This window comes from Mesorhizobium sp. M0140, from assembly GCF_040322475.1.
Classification (GTDB): Bacteria; Pseudomonadota; Alphaproteobacteria; order Rhizobiales; family Rhizobiaceae; genus Mesorhizobium.
Genome location: NZ_JAMYTM010000021.1, coordinates 97,496 through 114,723, shown reverse-complemented (window position 1 = coordinate 114,723; position 17,228 = coordinate 97,496). Strand labels below are relative to the sequence as shown.

The window sequence follows — 17,228 nt, the reverse complement described above, 5'->3', positions numbered from 1 at the left end:
GGTTGCGTCGGGCCAGCCGTTCATAACCCGCATACCTGACCCTGCCTACCAGCCGGGCAGAATCTGGTTCGGCTTGGTTCGCCGCAGCTTGGTGAAGGCGAGTGCTGCGAAATCGAATGTCCCGGGGTCTTCGCCGACCGGGACGGAGATATTGTCCAGGCTTTCCGAAATATGGCGGGCGAGCGCATCGACGATCTCCGGCCGCGACGTCTGGCCGCGCATGATACCGATGCGGCAATCGGGCAGGGCGCCGAAGCCGTCGGCTTCGCTCAGCACCCGCATGCCGGGCCGCAGCGCGCATTCCGGCAGCACCGAGATCGCCAGCCCGGAAAGCACCGCGGCGGTGATGACGGTGGCCGAGAAACTGGTGAACAGGATGCGATAGTCGCGGTTCTGCTGGTCGAGCACATCGACGGCGGCGCGCCGCCAGATGCAGTTCGGCCGGCCAAAGGCCATCGGCAGCGTTTCCTGCTCATGCGTCGCATGGTTGGCCGAGGTGACCCACAGCAGCGGTTCGCGCCGCACCACCTCCGACTGGCCGCGTACGTCGTTGTGAGTCACCAGCGCGAGGTCGAGATTGCCGCGCTTGATATGCTCGACCAGGCCCGGCGTCGGCTCGCAGATGACGGTCAGTTCGACGCGCGGATTGGAGCGCGTGAACCGCGCCATGATCTCGGGCAGGAAACGATCGGCATAGTCGTCGGGCGTGCCGATGCGGATCGTGCCTTCGAGCCGCCGGTCATCGAAGGCAGCCAGCGTCTCACGGTTGAGATAGAGCAGCCGCCGCGCATAGGAGAGCAGCTTGTCGCCTTCCTCGGTCAGCCTGTTGGTGCGCCCGTCCTTTTCGAACAGCGGCTTGCCGAGCCGCTCCTCCAGACGGCGCATCTGCATCGAAACCGCCGACTGGGTCCGGTGCACCTCTTCGGCCGCCCTGGTGAAGCTGCCGGTATCGGCGATCGAGATGAAGGTCTGCAATTGATCGAGATCGAGCGGCGATTTCATCGACATGATCCATCACTAGTGTTGATGGTAAAGATTAGAAACATTCGTTGGATTAATCAATCACTCGATGGCAAATTGGTATTGTCCACATGAAGGCATGTGAATCGAAGCCGGAACGGCCGCTGTCGCCAGCGCCGATTGCAAGGCTTTGCCCGTTCGAGTCTGAAGGAGACCGACAATGACCACGTTCGATTTCGCCACCGAGACCTCGCGCATCACCTCGCGTCCGGCCGTTGCGACTCGCGTGGCCAACACCGTCTCCAACATCTATCGCGCCTGGAAAAACCGCCGCGCCTTTTATCGCCTTGGCGAGATGTCGGACGCCGAACTCGCCGATATCGGCCTGACGCGCGCCGACCTGCACGTCGCCATCGACGTGCCGTTTGGCCGCGACCCGACGGCGATGCTGCGCGAAATCGCCAGCGATCGCGTCGAAACGATCGAGGACATCGCCCGCAAGGTGGCCTGATCTGTTGCTTGTTGTTTAGGTCGTGAACCTTTTCGGGGTTCGACGCGACTGACGAGTATGCAGGCTCCCACTCCCTGCCGGATCCCCCCGGCCCGCCTGCACTCTGCCCGGTCCTCCCAGGACCGGGCTTTTCTCTTTCTACCTCAGCGAAGACCGCCTACCGCCGATCCATATCCCGCTTGAACTGGTCGAAGATCGTCTCCACGCCCTTCTGGTAGTCGTCACGCTGCTGGGCGCCGGTCTCGAACATCTTGCCGAACAGGTCGTCGAACGGATTCGTTGGCCTGCCGCTCGGATTGGCCTGTGGCTGCGGTGCCTGACGCTGCTGTGGGGGCGCTTGAGGCTGTTGCGGCGCCGGCTGTCCGCCAGGGATGCCGCCTAAGCCACCGCCACCTTGCCGCAGCATCTCCTCGAAGATTTTCCCCAGCGGATTGTCTCCGTAGGGGCTCTGTGTCTGCTGAGGCTGCGGCTGCGTCCGCCCTTGCGGCTGCGGCTGAGGCGCGCCACCGCCGAACATGTCCTGCAGCACCTTGCCGAGCGGATTGTCGCCGTAGGGATTAGGCTGCGGCTGCGGCTGGCTTTGCGGCTGTGGCTGAGGCGCACCGCCGCCGAACATGTCCTGCAACACCTTGCCGAGCGGATTGTCGATTGGATTCTGGGGCTGCGGCGCCTGGCGCGGCTGCGGCGCCGGGGCCTGCATGGCGCCGCCTTGGCGCATCATCTGCTCGATGATCTCGCCGAGCGGATTGTTGCCGCCGCCGCCAAAACCGCCGGCGGCCTGCATCTGATTTGTCGTCTGCTTGAACAGCCCGCCCATGACCATCGAGGCGATCGCCGGCAGCATCTGCTGCAGGATCTGCTGATTGACGCCGCTGGCTTGCGCCGCCTGGCTGGCCACGGCGCGAGACAGGTCTTTCGAGCCGAACAGGTGCCCGAGAATGCCGTTGCCCTCATCCACGCCTTGCGGCGAGAAGGCCCGGGTTGCGTCCTCGAAATACTTGGCGTGCTGGCCGCTGGCCATCGCCGTCATGAAGGCGCCGAGCCCGTAAGGGTCGGCGGTGTTGCGCTGCAGCCCTTGCGAAAAGGCCGGCAGCAACGCGGCGACCGCCGCTTGCGTCTGCTGCATCGAGAGCCCGTATTGCTGGGCAAGGGCCTGCATGCCGTTGCCGTTCTGGGCCTGCGTCAGCATGTCGAACAAGGAAGGCATTGGTCTCTCCTCCGGAAATCCTCGCCGAAGAAGCCTAGTTTGTTTCCACTTCCGATTGAAGCGACTTTTGCCGGCCGGTCAGCTTTGCCAAATCCGAGGGTTAATAGGCGTATTCCATGAAAACCGGCTCGATCGAGCCGCCCCAGCGCGTGTGGTAGGCCGATAGCATCTCCTCGGCGCTGGTGGTGCCGCGCGCCACGACTTCGTCCAACGTGTTGAGGAAGGAGGTCTCGTCGTAGCCGTCGCGGTTCTTCTTGCCACGGTTCTTCAGGCCCATGCGGGAAATGACCATCACGTCACGCGCGATCTCGCGCAGCGTGGTGTTGCGGAACGGTGCGGAAATGCCTTGTTCCGGCACGGCGTTGCGCATCGCCAGCGTTTCTTCATACGTCCAGCTCGAGGTCAGCGCCTCGGCGGCATCGAGTGCGGCCTCATCATAAAGCAATCCGACCCAGAAGGCCGGCAGCGCGCAGATGCGCCGCCATGGCCCGCCATCGGCGCCGCGCATCTCGAGGAAGCGCTTCAGCCGCACGTCCGGGAACAGCGTTGACAGATGGTTCGCCCAGTCGCCCATTGTCGGCAGCCCGTCCGGCACTGCATTGCGCGCGGCCCCGGCCATGAACTGGCGGAAGGTGATGTGGGTCATGTCGTGATAGCGGTCGTCCCGGATGACGAAATACATCGGCACGTCGAGCGCCCATTCGACATAGTCGGCAAAGCCGAAATCGGGCGAGAAGCAGAATTCGAGCAGGCCCGAGCGCTGGTTGTCGGTGTCGCGCCAGATGTCGCCGCGCCAGCTCTGCAAGCCGTTCGGGTGGCTTTCGGTGAAAGGCGAATTGGCGAACAATGCCGTCGACAGCGGCTGCAGCTTCAACGACACTTGCATCTTGCGGCGCATGTCGGCCTCGCTCTCGAAGTCGAGATTCACCTGGATCGTGCAGGTGCGGTACATCATGTCGAGGCCCTTGGTACCAACCTTGGGCATGTAGCGCGTCATGATCTCGTAGCGCGATTTCGGCATTTTCGGCGTCTCGGCCAGCGACCATTTCGGACTGCCGCCGAGGCCGAGGAAGCGGATGCCCATCGGCTCGGCGATCTCGCGCACCTGCGCCAGATGGGCGTTGCCCTCCCGGCAGGTCTGGTGGATCGTCTCCAGCGGTGCGCCGGAAAGCTCGAACTGGCCGCCGGGTTCCAGCGAAATCGCACCCTGACCGGTCGGTTCGACCAGGCCAATGATGCGGCCGTCGTCGACGATCGGATCCCAGCCGAGCTTTGACTGCATGCCTTCGAGAATGGCGCGGATGCCGCGCTCGCCGCCATAGGGGACCGGTGCATTGCCGTCGACATAGAAGGGGAATTTCTCGTGCTCGGTGCCGATGCGCCATTTGTCGCGCGGCTTGTTGCCTTCGGCCAGATGCTCGACGAGTTCGTCGACACCTTCGATCGGGCGGAAATCGGTCGTATCGCGCGCCATTATGAACCCTCTGCACATGACCCCGAAAATCGGCTTTCGACTTTCGCTGGGGATCATGTGCCCCAATGGAATGCTACAGTGTCCTTTGCACGTCCGAAAGGCGGCGGGCGCTGTAGGACGATCGGACGATCGCCGGCGCTAAATGGACGAAATGTCAGCAGACGATCAAGCGAAAAATCCTGAGCCACAGGTCAACAGGAATTGAACGTGGCAGCGCTGCCCATTCCTTGCAAGAGGCGAGGTCTTACCAGTCTCCGACTGTCGCCTGCATCACCGCGAGCGCGGCCACCGCCGCCGTATCGGCGCGCAGGATACGCGGGCCGAGCGGAATGGCGGTGACGAAGGGCAGGGCGCGCAGCATCTTGCGCTCGTCGTCGGAAAAGCCACCCTCCGGCCCGACCAGCAGCCCAAGCTTCTTTTCCTTGACCGCCTGCAGCGCGGCCAGCGGATTGTTGGTCGAAGCATCCTCATCGCAGAAGATCAGCCGTCGCCCTGTGTCCCAGCCGATCAGCAGGCGGTCGAATTTTTCGGCTTCGTGCACCTGAGGTACCGCCAAGATGCCGCATTGTTCGGCGGCTTCGACGACATTGGCGCGCAGGCGATCGATCGACGGCTTGGCCACTTGCGTGTGCTGGGTGATGACCGGCTGCAGGATGCCGGCGCCCATCTCGACCGCCTTCTGCACGAGATAGTCGAGCCGGCCCTGCTTCAGTGGCGCAAAGCAGTAGACGAGATCGGGCAGCGGCGGCTGCGGCCGCTGCAGCGCCGACACCTTCAGCCGCACCGCCCTTTTCGTCTTCGCCGCGATGGCCGCCGACCACTCGCCGTCGCGGCCATTGAACACCAGGATTTCGGCGCCTTCGCCAAGCCGCAGCACATGCCGGAGATAGTGGCTCTGCTGTTGGCCGGCGTCGAACTCTACATCCGGCGCGAGATCGTCGGGCACGAACAGACGTTGCATCTTGTAATTGGCGCGCATCGCCGAGGAATGAGCGAGCCGGCTGCCGGCGTCAAGCCTCGGCGGTCGGATGCCACACCGGCCGAAAGCCATGCCCCAGCACGGCGAGCGTTGTGGCCGGCGTCAGCAGCGAGAGTGTCTTGCCGTTGAGCAAGCCGAAATCGCCGGGATGCCCATATCCGGCAAACGACCAGCGCAGCGTTTTGCCCCGACGCAAAGCATAAACCGTGGCGCCATCCGCGACCATGGCGCCGTCCGGCAGGCCGGCAAGGTCTTCAACCGCAACCACTGGCGGCCTGCCGCCCGAGGCCAGCCGCTCCTTGTGCAGCCGCCTGTCGACCATCGGCGCACGCGGTTCGGCAATGCCGAAGGCGTCGCCGAAGCGGCTGACGAAATCCCTGGCCCGTTCGCGCTGGCAAAAGAAGCAGGGGCGATGCCCGCCAGCCAATGCAGTCACCTCGTCGAGGAAGAACAGCTCGGTCCAGCCCACTTTGCCGCCCTTCCGGTTGCGGCCCATCGGTTCGCGCCGCACATTGCGGAATTGGCGGACGCAGATGATCCAGGCCGGAAGCGCCCAGCGCTTCTTCTTGAGCGTCTTCGTCTCGGGATCGTGGATGATGCCGCGATTGCCGGTGAACAGGCCGCGATCAGGCACGGCGTGGATGGTACCGAACGGATCGACCCGGTTCTGCAGTGGCATAGTTTTCTCTCCGGACACGCATCTTGGCTGCAATGCGAGCGGCATGATATCGCTCGTCGCATCTTTTTCATGTCAGTAGGGTTTTGTGATGCGGGTGCTGGTGGTCCAGAACTACGACAATACCGGCCTTGGCCAGGTCGGCGCAGCACTTGCGGAAGCGGGTGCCGATCTCGACCTGCGTCTCCCTTACAGGGGCGATCCCCTGCCGGATGACGCCGCCGGGCATGATGCCATGGTGGTGCTCGGCGGGGGCCAGAATGCGCTGGCCGACGATGAGTACCCCTATTTCCCGGCACTGCTCGAACTGACCCGCGACTTTGCCGACAAGGATCGCGCCGTGCTCGGCATCTGCCTCGGCAGCCAGCTCGTCGCCCGTGCCTTCGGCGGCGAAAACCGCATCGGCGGCGCCAATGAGTTCGGTTGGCGCGGCGTATCGCTGACGGCGGACGCCAAGGCCGATCCGGTGCTGGGCGCGCTGCCGGAGAAATTCCCGATCTTCCAGTGGCATGACGACACCTTCGTGCTGCCCGAGGCCGCCGTGCGGCTCGCCGGCAACGATGTCGCCGAGAACCAGGCGTTTCGCGTCGGCCGCGCCGTCTATGGCTTCCAGTTCCATTTCGAGGCCGACCGGCCGATGGTCAAGGACTGGAGCACATCCTTTGCCCCGACCATCGCCGCCCGCCATCCCGACTGGGCCGGCAAGCTCGATGGCGAAATGGCCCGCAACGGACCCGATGCGGATGCCGCGGGTCTGGCCATTGCCCGCGCCTGGGTAGCGACCATCTGAGCGTTGGTCTCTCTGCACCCTCCAGCGTGACATAATTGGCACGCGGCGGTGAAACCGCCTGGGGAAAACCGTTTCATTCTTGGCTTGTGTCCGCCCGCCATCCTAGAAGGCGCGCGCTCTGCATCTTCTGTGCAACGGCTATGAACCTTTGTGTGACCCGCGCGACACACCGTTGATACAGAACATGCCTAGAAGCGCAAAATCGTCGAAACTTTGAAGCGAATTCTCCGTTTCAACGCATTGGTAACCGCCTGGTGCACAGATGCAGAAAGCTCAACAAGAGATGACCTCCGTGAAAGCAGCGCTTCTGTCCTTTGCCATGTTGTCCGCCATCGTGCTGTGCGGTCTCGGCATCTATGCCGCCGACGCAGCCAACAACCACAACGCCGTAGACGGTTACGGCGTCACCGCCTCGCTGCGCTAAAGGCGGGAAGCGTCTTTCGCGTCTTCCGACGCGCGACGCTCAAGCTTCCTTGATCGTCATTGTCAGGATGCGTTTGTCCGCGCCGTCGACGACGAGCGCGCTCAGCATGCCTGACTGCCAGGCAAGCGTGTCGATATTGACGCGGTTGGCCATCACTTCCGCCTCCGGCACCGGGGTGTGGCCGTGCACCACGATCTTCGGATAAAGGTCGGTGTGGTTGTGGAAGACGTCGCGGATCCAGATCAGGTCCTGTGGGTTTTGCTTCTCCAGAGGATTACCCGGCCTGATGCCGGCATGACAGAAGAAGAAGTCCCCGAAAATCGCGGAGAACGGCAGTGATCGCAGGAAGTCGATGTGGCTTTGCGGCACGGCCTCGACCAGGGCCTGATGTCCTTTGCGCACGGCCGATTCGGCCTTGCCGAACCATACGCTGGTGCCTTCACTGATCGCCACGCCGTAAGACTGTGCCGTCTGGATGCCGCCGAACCGGATGAAAAGCCCTTCCGGGTCAGGGGTCTTGAGAAAATCGAGAAAACCGATGTCGTGGTTGCCGGCCAGCATCAGGTGACGAGGGTCGCGCTCTTGCGCTTCGATCAGGAAATCGATGACGCCCTTCGAGTCCGGCCCGCGGTCGACATAGTCGCCAAGATGGATGATGCGCCAGTCGGCAGGCGCCTCCTGCTCGATCTCGGCCCTGATGCGCAGATGCATGGCGGCCAGCAGGTCGAGCCGGCCGTGGACGTCGCCGATCGCGTAAAGACGCACACCTTCCGGCCCATGCGCGTCGAGAAAATGGATGCCGGGTTCTGCCAATTTTTCGGTGTCTCCGTGGTCACGCGGTCACGGGCTTAGCGCCGGAGCTGGTCCTTGCCCATGTCGGTGACAAGACGCTTTCCGCACAGCGCCAGCGTGATGTCCATCTCCTTGCGGATGATTTCCAACGCCTTGGTAACCCCTTCCTTGCCAAGTGCACCCAGGCCGTAAAGAAATGGCCGGCCGATATAGGTTCCCTTGGCACCGAGGCAAAGCGCCTTCAGCACATCCTGGCCGGAGCGGATGCCGCCATCCATATGCACTTCGATCGTGTCGCCGACCGCGTCGGCAATCTCTTCCAGCACGCCGATCGACGACGACGCACCATCGAGCTGGCGCCCGCCATGGTTGGAAACGATGATCGCGTCGGCGCCGGTCTTGGCCGCCATCAGCGCGTCCTCCTTGTCGAGAATGCCCTTGAGAATCAGCTTGCCGCCCCAGCGCTCCTTGATCCAGGCGACGTCCTTCCACGACAGATGCGGGTCGAACTGCTCCGTCGTCCACGATGCCAGCGAGGCCATGTTGCCGACGCCCTTGGCGTGGCCGACAATGTTGCGGAAGGTTCGCCGCTTCGTGCCGGCCATGGCGGCGCACCAGTGCGGGCGGATGGCCATGTCGACGATGTTCGTCAGCGTCAGCTTGGGTGGCGCCGAAAGCCCGTTGCGGATGTCCTTGTGGCGCTGACCGAGAATCTGCAGGTCGAGCGTCAGCACGAGCGCCGAGCATTTCGCCGCCTTTGCCCTGTCGATCAGGTTGAGCACGAAATCCTTGTCACGCAGCACATAGAGCTGAAACCAGAACGGCTTCATGGTTACTGAGGCGACATCCTCGATCGAGCAGATGCTCATCGTCGACAAGGTAAACGGCACGCCGAATTCCTCCGCCGCCTGAGCCGCCAGCATCTCGCCATTGGCGTGCTGCATGCCGGTCATGCCGGTTGGCGCCAATGCCACCGGCATCGACACTTTTTCGCCGATCATCGTCGACGCCAGCGAACGGTTGTCCATGTCGACGAGCACGCGCTGGCGGAATTTGATCTTCTGGAAATCCTCTTCGTTGGCCCGATACGTGCCTTCGGTCCACGAACCGGAATCGGCATAGTCGAAGAACATCTTCGGCACGCGCCGGCGGGCGAGGTCCTTGAGGTCGGCGATGGTCAGGATCTGGCTCATGGGTTCCCGTCTCGATAGCTAGGAGCGTTTGGGTGCTGGTTCTGTATCGGTGGCGTCGACGCGCTGTTTCAACCTCAGTCGCGAGACGCGCTGCCAGTCGCCGCTGCGCTCGGCCTCAGCCATCGACCGTTCGACATAGGTGATGTGGTCCATCGCCGCTTGCCGGGCAGCATCCGGGTCGCCGGCCTTCACCGCCGCATGGATCGCGCGGTGCTGCGCGAGCAGGGCGTCGCGCGCGCCGGGCACGCTGAACACCAGCAGCCGGTTCTGGAACACGCCCTCCGACAACAGCCGGTAACAGGAGCGCAGCGTGTGCAAAAGGATGATGTTGTGCGCGCATTCGCAGATCGCGTGGTGGAACTCGACATCGATCTCGGCTTCGTCGTCGAAGTCGCCGGTCCGGTGCGCATCGTCCATGCGTGCCATGATCTTGTCGAGCAGCGCCATGTCGTCCGCAGTGGCGCGCCGTGCCGCGTATTCAGCCGCGACCCCTTCGATCTCGCGGCGGTATTCCAGATAATCGGTCACTGCCTTGCGGTGCATCGAGATCAGGTCCGTCACCGGTTTGGTGAAGAGCTGGCCGATGACATCGGCGACATGCGTGCCGCCGCCGGGCCTTGTCGTCAAAAGGCCGCGTCCTTCCAGTGACTTCAGCGCATCACGCAGGATCGGCCGGGATACGTCGAACTGGCGTGCAAGCTCGCGCTCGCCCGGCAGCCGGTCGCCGGTGCGCAGCACGCCTTCGAGGATGAGGCTCTCGATCTGCTGCACCACCTCGTCGGCGGTGCGCGAATGCTCGATCCTGGAAAAAATGTCGCTCAACAGAATGCCTGGAAGGTGAACCGGTGTCGCAGAATAGAGCCAGCCTCGCCAACTGGTCAAATTATTTATCCAATTGACAAAAGCGTGCCGATTTTTCGCCCTGATGCCATCATCTTCGGCTAACTTTGCTGTTTGCGTCATAAGGCCATTGGCACTAGAGGGACGCACGTGCAAGAGGGTTCAAGGAACCCAGGGAACAAGCCGTGTCAGACGACCCGTCCGATCTCGAATTCCAGCCGCGCGCCAAGGGCAGCGTCATGGGCTTTCCCGCGCATGAGGGGCGGCCCGGCGCACTCGGCGAGGTTCATGCCCGGCCGCATCCGCTGATCGAAAAGCCACGCGTCCTGATGCAACTCGCCTTCATGACGGAGGGTGGCTCCGGCGTCGACCACGCGGTGCTTTCCGAACTGTCGCGGCGCCTCGGCATCGCCGCGCCCGACCGCCAGGCCCGCCACCATGCCATGAAATGGGGCAAGGGCTCGCTGCGCTGGGAGCGGCACACCGAATTCTCGACCTATTTGTGGGAAGGGCCGCTTTCCGAAAGCGGCAGGACGCCGGAGGACTCCCCGTTCGGCAACGGGTTCTCGCCGCCGGGAACCTGCATCTCCGGCATCAGGCTCGAAATCCGCAAATGGACGCAAGCGAGCGAGCAGCTGATAGCCGGTTTCGATCCGACCAGCCTGTGCTACTCGCTGGTCGAGCGCGGAAACGCCGCCATCGTCACCGATTTTCGCCAGGATGGCGATGGCCTGACCCGCATGCTGCTGCTCGATCGCGGCTTGACCCCGGCGCGCACCGGCGCGTTGTCGCAGCGGCTTATCGATATCGAAACCTATCGGACGCTGGCCATGCTCGGCCTGCCGCTGGCGTTGACCTTGTCCGGCCGCGCCCGCCGCATCGAAGACCGGCTGGCGCAGACCACGCTGGAGATGAAGGTCGCCGGGACACGCGACAGCCAGACCTTGCTGGCCGATCTGACCGAACTTGCGGCGGAGCTGGAGGCGGACGCGGCATCGAGCCTTTATCGTTTCGGCGCCAGCCGCGCCTATGACGGCATCGTCGGCGAACGGCTGGAGGCGCTCGAGGAAGAGGCTGTGCCCGGTTATGACACATGGCGCGGGTTCCTGCAGCGCCGTGTGGCACCCGCAATGCGCACCTGCCGCTCGGTCGAGGAGCGGCAGGAAAATCTGTCGCGAAAACTGACCCGCGCCACGACGCTGCTGCGCACCTGGGTCGATGTCGAGGTCGAGAAGCAGAACCGCGACCTGCTTGCCTCGATGAACAACCGCGCCCGCCTGCAACTGCGCCTGCAGCAGACCGTCGAGGGGCTCTCGGTCGCCGCCGTTTCCTATTATGTGGTCGGCCTTGTCGGCTATGTCGCCAAGGGCGCCTCGATCTTCGGCCATGCCTTCGCGCCGGAGATCGTTACCGCGGCTTCGGTGCCTGTCGCCATCCTGCTGGTCTGGTGGGGCGTACGCCGCGTGCGCAAGATGCATTCCGAGCCCGGCAAGCCGCCCGGCGAATAGATCTGCTCACCCTCCCCTTGTGGGGAGGGTCGGCTCATGATCGCAGCGAAGCGAAGATCGTGAGACGGGGTGGTGGTCCCTCGTAGAGCGCCGCGCGGACCCCCACCCCGCTCGCTTCGTTCGCGACCCTCCCCACAAGGGGAGGGTGAGGGAGCGGCAGATTGCCGCTGAGGAAGCTTGCCTCAGCCTTGAAGCGGATTCCCCGCCGCCACAGGATTTGCACCCAACGCGCTTCACTGGTAAAAGATTTTGACCAGTCAAGCGAAATGAGGCTGCTGATGTCCGGCTTGGCCATGCCGAAACCAGACGACGCCACGATGCGCCGGCGCGACGAGATCGTCGCCGACATGCGCATCATCGTGCCGGGTGAGGGCGTCGTCGACGCCGCCAATTCCATGCGCGCCTTCGAGAGCGACGGCCTGACCGCCTATCGGCAGCTGCCGCTGGTTGTCGTGCTGCCGCAAACCGTGGCGCAGGTTTCGCGCGTGCTGAAATACTGCAACGACCGCAACATCCGCATCGTGCCGCGCGGCTCCGGCACCTCGCTGTCGGGCGGCGCACTGCCGCTCGAGGACGCGGTGCTTTTGGTCATGAGCCGCTTCAACCGCATCCTCGGGATCGATTTCCCCAATCGCGTCGTCGTTGCCCAGCCGGGCGTCACCAATCTCGGCATCACCGCCGCCGTCGAGCAGGAGGGCTTTTACTACGCCCCTGATCCATCCTCCCAGATCGCCTGCTCAATCGGCGGCAATGTCGCGGAGAATTCCGGCGGTGTGCACTGCCTGAAATACGGCCTAACCGCCAACAATGTGCTCGGCATCGAGATGGTGCTGATGAATGGCGAAGTGGTGCGGCTGGGCGGCAGTCATCTCGATGCGGAAGGCTACGACCTGCTCGGCGTCATGACCGGCTCCGAAGGGCTGCTCGGCGTCGTCACCGAGGTTACCGTGCGCATCCTGAAGAAGCCGGAGACGGCACGTGCACTGCTGATCGGCTTCCCGACCAGCGAGCAGGGCGGCCAGTGCGTCGCCGACATCATCGGCGCCGGCATCATCCCGGGCGGCATGGAGATGATGGACCGGCCGGCGATCCATGCGGCGGAAGATTTCGTTCATGCCGGCTATCCCCTCGATGTCGAGGCGCTGCTGATCGTCGAGCTCGACGGCCCCGGCGTCGAGGTCGATCATCTGATCGGGCTGGTCGAGGCGATCGCCTACAAGAACGGCTCGACCACCTGCCGCATTTCGCAGTCGGAACAGGAACGGCTGAGCTTCTGGGCCGGCCGCAAGGCGGCGTTTCCGGCCGTTGGCCGCATCTCGCCCGACTACTACTGCATGGACGGCACCATCCCGCGCAAGGAGCTGCCGCGCGTGCTCGCCGGCATGCGCGAGCTGTCGGAAAAATACGGTCTCGGCGTCGCCAATGTCTTTCATGCCGGCGACGGCAATCTGCATCCGCTGATCCTCTACGATGCCAACGTACCGGGCGAACTCGACAAGGCCGAAAGCTTCGGCGCCGACATATTGCGGCTCTGCGTCAAGGTCGGCGGCGTCTTGACCGGCGAACACGGTGTGGGCGTGGAAAAACGCGACTTGATGCCGGAAATGTTCACCCAGATCGATCTCGACCAGCAGATGCGGGTCAAATGTGCCTTCGATCCCAACCATCTGCTCAACCCGGGAAAAGTGTTCCCGCAGCTGCGGCGATGCGCCGAGCTTGGGCGGATGCACATTTCCGGCGGCAAACTGCCGTTCCCAGACATTCCGAGGTTTTGAGGGATATGTCGGCGCTTGAACACCCCCCTCTGTCCTGCCGGACATCTCCCCCGCTAGGGGGGAGATTGGATGTCGTTTTGGCTTTCGCCAATCACCAAGGTTTGAAAGGCGCGGTCGTGCGAGCTGCCAATCTCCCCCCTTGCGGGGGAGATGTCCGGCAGGACAGAGGGGGGTGTGAAGAAACGCGGCCGATGTGGCCTTCCCCGCTTCGCTGGGCGAGGAACAGGGGTCGCCCATGACCACCTTCACCCCGACCACCTCATCCGAAGTCCCCTCCACCGTCGCCTGGGCAGCGGCGGAAGGCTCGCCGCTGGAAATCCTCGGCCACGGCTCCAAGCGTGGCATCGGCCGGCCGCTGCAAACCGAACACACGCTCGACTTGTCGAAACTCTCTGGCGTCACGCTCTATGAACCGGCTGAACTGGTGCTGTCGGCAAAAGCCGGCACACCGCTGGCCGAGATCGAAAAGCTGCTGGCGGAAAACGGCCAGCAGCTTGCCTTCGAGCCGATGGACTACGGCCCACTGCTCGGCGGCGAAGCTGGCAAAGGCACAATCGGCGGCGTGCTCGCCGCGAACCTCTCCGGTCCGCGCCGGCTGAAGGCGGGCGCGGCGCGCGATCATATCCTGGGCATCAATGTGGTGTCCGGGCGCGGCGAGGCCTTCAAGTCGGGCGGTCGCGTGGTCAAGAACGTCACCGGCTATGACATGTCCAAGCTGATGGCCAACAGCTGGGGCACGCTGGCCGCCTTCACCGACGTCACCTTCAAGGTGCTGCCGGCAGCCGAGACCGAAGTCACGCTCGCCATCCGTGGCTTGCTCGACGATGCCGCTGCCGCCGCCATGGCCCTGGCGCTTGGCTCGAGTGCTGAAGTGTCGAGTGCCGCCCATCTGCCGGAGCGGATCGCCGCGCGCGTCGCCGGCGGCAGTCTCGGCAGCGAGGCCGCCACGCTGCTGCGTGTCGAGGGTTTCGGCCCGTCGGTTGCCTACCGTATTGCCGCGCTGAAAACGCTGCTCGGCAAGGCCGGGCCGCTGCAGGAGATTGCCGGTGAAACCTCACGGCTGATCTGGCGCGATGTGCGCGATTGCAGGCCCTTCGCCGACAACGGCGAGAAACCGGTCTGGCGTGTCTCGATGACGCCGGGACAGTGCCACCAGATGGTCCTGACACTGCGCATGCAGGCCGCCGTCAGCGCCTTCTATGACTGGCAGGGCGGGCTGGTGTGGCTGCGCATGGAACAAGGCGACCCGGAAGCCGCCCTGCTGCGCGGGCTGTTGAGGAAACATGGCGGCGGCCATGCGACGCTGGTGCGTGCCGCACCTTCGCATCGCGCCGCTCTGCCGGTGTTCGAGCCGCAGCCGCCGGCGCTTGCCGCACTAGCGGTGCGCCTGAAACAGGAATTCGACCCGAAGAATATCCTCAATCCCGGCCGAATGGCCTAGGACATCAGCGATGCAGACCAATTTTTCGCTTGCCCAGCTTGCCGATCCGCATGTCGCGGAATCGGAAAAGATCCTGCGCAAATGCGTGCATTGCGGCTTCTGCACCGCCACCTGCCCGACCTATGTGACGCTTGGCAACGAGCTCGATTCACCGCGCGGGCGCATCTACCTGATCAAGGACATGCTGGAAAACGGCCGTCCGGCCGACAAGGAGATCGTCACCCATATCGATCGCTGCCTGTCCTGCCTTGCCTGCATGACCACCTGCCCGTCGGGCGTCAACTACATGCATCTGGTCGACCATGCCCGCGCCCATATCCAGGAGACCTACAAGCGGCCGCTGCTCGACCGCCTGACCCGCGCCATGCTGGCCTTCGTGCTGCCCTATCCCCAGCGTTTTCGCGCCGCGCTCAAGCTGGCGAAGCTGGGCAAGCCGTTTATGGGCTTGTTCGACAAGGTTCCGGCGCTGAAGCCGCTGAGTGCGATGCTCAAGCTCGCGCCGGCCTCGATCCCGACAGCATCGTCGATAGCTTCACCTGGCATCCATGCCGGGCAGGGGAGCAAAAGAGGCCGCGTCGCCATCCTCACCGGCTGCGCGCAATCGGTGCTCGATCCCGCCATCAACGACACCACGATTTCGCTGCTGACGCGGCTCGGTGTCGAGGTCGTGGTGCCACCGGGCGAGGGCTGCTGCGGGGCGCTGGTTCATCATATGGGGCGCGAGCAGGCCGCGCTTGCCTCTGCGAGGCAGAATGTCGATGCCTGGACGCGCGCCATCGAACAAGGCGGGCTCGATGCCATCGTCATCACTGCCTCCGGCTGCGGCACGACGATCAAGGACTACGGCTTCATGCTGCGGCTCGACCCGGCCTATGCCGACAAGGCGGCGCGCGTTTCGGCGCTGGCCAAGGACATTACCGAATATCTCTCGACCTTCGACCTGCCTGAACCGGCGCGCAAGCCGGGCACGGTCGTCGCCTATCACTCGGCCTGTTCGATGCAGCACGGCCAGAAGATCACCCGCCAGCCGAAGGAACTGCTCGCCAAGGCCGGCTTCATCGTGCGCGAGCCGCGCGAAGGGCATTTGTGCTGCGGTTCGGCCGGCACCTACAACATCCTGCAGTCCGAAATCTCGGCCAAACTGCGCGACCGCAAGGTGACAAACATCGAGGCGACGGGGGCTTCGATCGTCGCCACCGGCAACATCGGCTGCATCACCCAGATCGCTTCCGCCGCCAAGCTGCCGGTGGTGCACACGATAAAACTGCTCGACTGGGCCTATGGCGGACCGATGCCGGAAGGGGTCCCCGAGGAAAGGCTGGTTGCGGCTGAGTAGCGTGGCGTTGCCGCTGTCAGAGTTAACGGCAAGTCTCCCTCATCCGGCCGCTTCGCGGCCACCTTCTCCCCGAGGGGAGAAGAGGTTTGCGCCGGCGGTGACAATCTCCTCTCCCTCGGGGAGAGGTCAGCCGAGCGAAGCGGAGGCTGGGTGAGGGGGCTGGCGCCGCTCTGTGCTTACTCCGCCGCGAGCCTGTCCGCCGTGCCGTAGGTCGCCTCATAGAGCGCGCGCTGGCGGCTGAGCGCGACCATGGTGTTGCGCAGCAGGATGGCGACCGTGATCGGGCCGACGCCGCCCGGCACCGGGGTGATCCAGGAGGCGACCTCGCGGACGCTCTCGGTGTCGACGTCGCCGACGATGCGGCTTGAGCCGTCGGGGCCGATTTCGGAATTGATGCCGATGTCGATGACGGCCGCACCCGGCTTGACCATGTCGGCCTTGATCAGCCGCGGCTTGCCGACGGCGACGAACAGCGCATCGGCACGTCGCGCATGGGCGGCGACCGACCGCGTCATGTGGTGGCACACGGTCACCGTCGCGCCTTCGCTCATCAACAGGAAGGCGATCGGCTTGCCGACGATTTCCGAATGGCCGACGATGACGACTTCCAGCCCCTTGAGGTCGGGGCCGGTTTCCTTGAGCAGTTCGACCGAGGCCGCCGCCGTGCAAGGCGCGAGATCGAGCTGGTTGTAGACGATGTTGCCGATCGAGGCCGGATGCATGCCTTCGACATCCTTGAGCGGATGCACCGCCGCCTGCAGCGTCCTGATCGGGATATGCACTGGGACCGGCCGCTGAATGATGATGCCGGTGACGCGCGGATCGGCATTCAGGCCGTGAATGGCCGCTTCCAACTCGCCTGCCGTGATGGTGGCGGGAAAGCGCCGTTCCTCGAAATCGATGCCGGCGAGCTCAGCCTTGGCGCGCTGGTTGCGTACATAAACATCCACCGCATCGGTGTCGCCGACGGTGATCGAGATCAGCTTGGGCGGAAAACCCTCGGCTTTGGCGATCGCGGCGTCCTCGCGAACGGCGGCGATGATGCGCTGGGCGACCGGGCCGCCCTTGAGATAACGGCTGTCTTCGGACAGGAGCATGGGTGAACTCTTTTGTGGAACTAGCCACCGAGATAGCAAAAGAATGCGGTAAAGGGCAGCATGAAAGCGAACCGCTATGCCCGTTGCGCGACGCGTGGGTGACCTTTGCCCTCGATTTCTGCTCAAAAACGGAAAGGGCAGCGCGGTTTCCCGTGCTGCCCTTCCTGACCGGCCGCATCCCCATACGGCCCGTCCCCCGTTGTCCCTAACCGGCTCGAAAAGCGG

16 protein-coding genes are annotated in these 17,228 nt (G+C 64.1%); 7 read left to right on the top strand and 9 right to left on the bottom strand.

Features of this window, described 5'->3' with window-relative positions:
* Positions 1 to 45 precede the first annotated feature (45 nt).
* Positions 46 to 1,002 carry a LysR substrate-binding domain-containing protein gene (locus tag NKJ37_RS21095; protein WP_027035580.1) on the bottom strand — a complete coding sequence of 319 codons (957 nt, stop codon included), beginning with the start codon at positions 1,000 to 1,002 and terminating at the stop codon, positions 46 to 48.
* A 178-nt stretch (positions 1,003 to 1,180) separates the two neighbouring features.
* Here NKJ37_RS21095 and NKJ37_RS21090 point away from each other — a divergent pair, with 178 nt between their 5' ends.
* Entirely contained in the window at positions 1,181 to 1,471 is a 291-nt protein-coding gene (locus NKJ37_RS21090; RefSeq protein WP_127254768.1) for a DUF1127 domain-containing protein, read from the top strand.
* A gap of 157 nt (positions 1,472 to 1,628) precedes the next feature.
* Here NKJ37_RS21090 and NKJ37_RS21085 read toward each other — a convergent pair whose 3' ends face one another.
* The 4 genes from NKJ37_RS21085 to NKJ37_RS21070 all read right to left on the bottom strand — a co-directional run bounded on the left by NKJ37_RS21085 (position 1,629) and on the right by NKJ37_RS21070 (position 5,810).
* Entirely contained in the window at positions 1,629 to 2,678 is a 1,050-nt protein-coding gene (locus NKJ37_RS21085) for a DUF937 domain-containing protein (protein ID WP_352752463.1), read from the bottom strand.
* Between the two features lie 100 nt (positions 2,679 to 2,778).
* Positions 2,779 to 4,152: a glutamate--cysteine ligase gene (locus tag NKJ37_RS21080; protein ID WP_352440705.1), complete on the bottom strand. Its 1,374-nt coding sequence runs from the start codon at positions 4,150 to 4,152 to the stop codon at positions 2,779 to 2,781.
* A gap of 244 nt (positions 4,153 to 4,396) precedes the next feature.
* Complete coding sequence (locus tag NKJ37_RS21075; protein WP_352440704.1) at positions 4,397 to 5,131, bottom strand: 16S rRNA (uracil(1498)-N(3))-methyltransferase; 735 nt, start codon at positions 5,129 to 5,131, stop codon at positions 4,397 to 4,399.
* 31 nt (positions 5,132 to 5,162) lie between these two features.
* A complete protein-coding gene (locus NKJ37_RS21070) occupies positions 5,163 to 5,810 on the bottom strand; it encodes a hypothetical protein (RefSeq protein WP_352610037.1) in 648 nt (215 codons plus the stop codon).
* A gap of 88 nt (positions 5,811 to 5,898) precedes the next feature.
* Here NKJ37_RS21070 and NKJ37_RS21065 point away from each other — a divergent pair, with 88 nt between their 5' ends.
* Positions 5,899 to 6,597, top strand: coding sequence for a type 1 glutamine amidotransferase (locus NKJ37_RS21065; protein WP_127292765.1), 699 nt, complete (start codon positions 5,899 to 5,901; stop codon positions 6,595 to 6,597).
* Between the two features lie 292 nt (positions 6,598 to 6,889).
* A complete protein-coding gene (locus NKJ37_RS21060; RefSeq protein ID WP_013893872.1) occupies positions 6,890 to 7,021 on the top strand; it encodes a hypothetical protein in 132 nt (43 codons plus the stop codon).
* 39 nt (positions 7,022 to 7,060) lie between these two features.
* Here the strand turns inward: NKJ37_RS21060 and NKJ37_RS21055 are convergent, their stop codons facing one another.
* From NKJ37_RS21055 to NKJ37_RS21045, 3 genes are read right to left on the bottom strand one after another with little or no spacing between them, the layout of a single operon-like run.
* On the bottom strand, positions 7,061 to 7,834 hold the full coding sequence (locus NKJ37_RS21055; RefSeq protein WP_352774889.1) for a metallophosphoesterase family protein: 774 nt from the start codon (positions 7,832 to 7,834) through the stop codon (positions 7,061 to 7,063).
* Between the two features lie 35 nt (positions 7,835 to 7,869).
* Positions 7,870 to 9,006, bottom strand: coding sequence for an alpha-hydroxy acid oxidase (locus NKJ37_RS21050; protein WP_352774887.1), 1,137 nt, complete (start codon positions 9,004 to 9,006; stop codon positions 7,870 to 7,872).
* Between the two features lie 18 nt (positions 9,007 to 9,024).
* Positions 9,025 to 9,828, bottom strand: coding sequence for a FadR/GntR family transcriptional regulator (locus NKJ37_RS21045; protein WP_352774911.1), 804 nt, complete (start codon positions 9,826 to 9,828; stop codon positions 9,025 to 9,027).
* Positions 9,829 to 10,031: 203 nt separating this feature from the next.
* On the opposite strand from NKJ37_RS21045, the gene NKJ37_RS21040 reads away from it, so the two are divergent.
* The 4 genes from NKJ37_RS21040 to glcF all read left to right on the top strand — a co-directional run bounded on the left by NKJ37_RS21040 (position 10,032) and on the right by glcF (position 15,906).
* Complete coding sequence (locus NKJ37_RS21040; protein ID WP_352553600.1) at positions 10,032 to 11,354, top strand: DUF3422 family protein; 1,323 nt, start codon at positions 10,032 to 10,034, stop codon at positions 11,352 to 11,354.
* Between the two features lie 278 nt (positions 11,355 to 11,632).
* A complete protein-coding gene (locus tag NKJ37_RS21035) occupies positions 11,633 to 13,129 on the top strand; it encodes an FAD-linked oxidase C-terminal domain-containing protein (RefSeq protein ID WP_352722353.1) in 1,497 nt (498 codons plus the stop codon).
* A gap of 235 nt (positions 13,130 to 13,364) precedes the next feature.
* The gene (locus tag NKJ37_RS21030; RefSeq protein WP_352722352.1) at positions 13,365 to 14,570 is read left to right on the top strand and encodes an FAD-binding protein; all 1,206 of its coding nucleotides are present in this window, start codon (positions 13,365 to 13,367) and stop codon (positions 14,568 to 14,570) included.
* Between the two features lie 10 nt (positions 14,571 to 14,580).
* Positions 14,581 to 15,906 carry a glycolate oxidase subunit GlcF gene (gene glcF / locus NKJ37_RS21025; RefSeq protein WP_023809025.1) on the top strand — a complete coding sequence of 442 codons (1,326 nt, stop codon included), beginning with the start codon at positions 14,581 to 14,583 and terminating at the stop codon, positions 15,904 to 15,906.
* Between the two features lie 176 nt (positions 15,907 to 16,082).
* Here the strand turns inward: glcF and NKJ37_RS21020 are convergent, their stop codons facing one another.
* The gene (locus tag NKJ37_RS21020) at positions 16,083 to 17,003 is read right to left on the bottom strand and encodes a bifunctional 5,10-methylenetetrahydrofolate dehydrogenase/5,10-methenyltetrahydrofolate cyclohydrolase (protein ID WP_023809024.1); all 921 of its coding nucleotides are present in this window, start codon (positions 17,001 to 17,003) and stop codon (positions 16,083 to 16,085) included.
* Positions 17,004 to 17,228 lie beyond the last annotated feature (225 nt).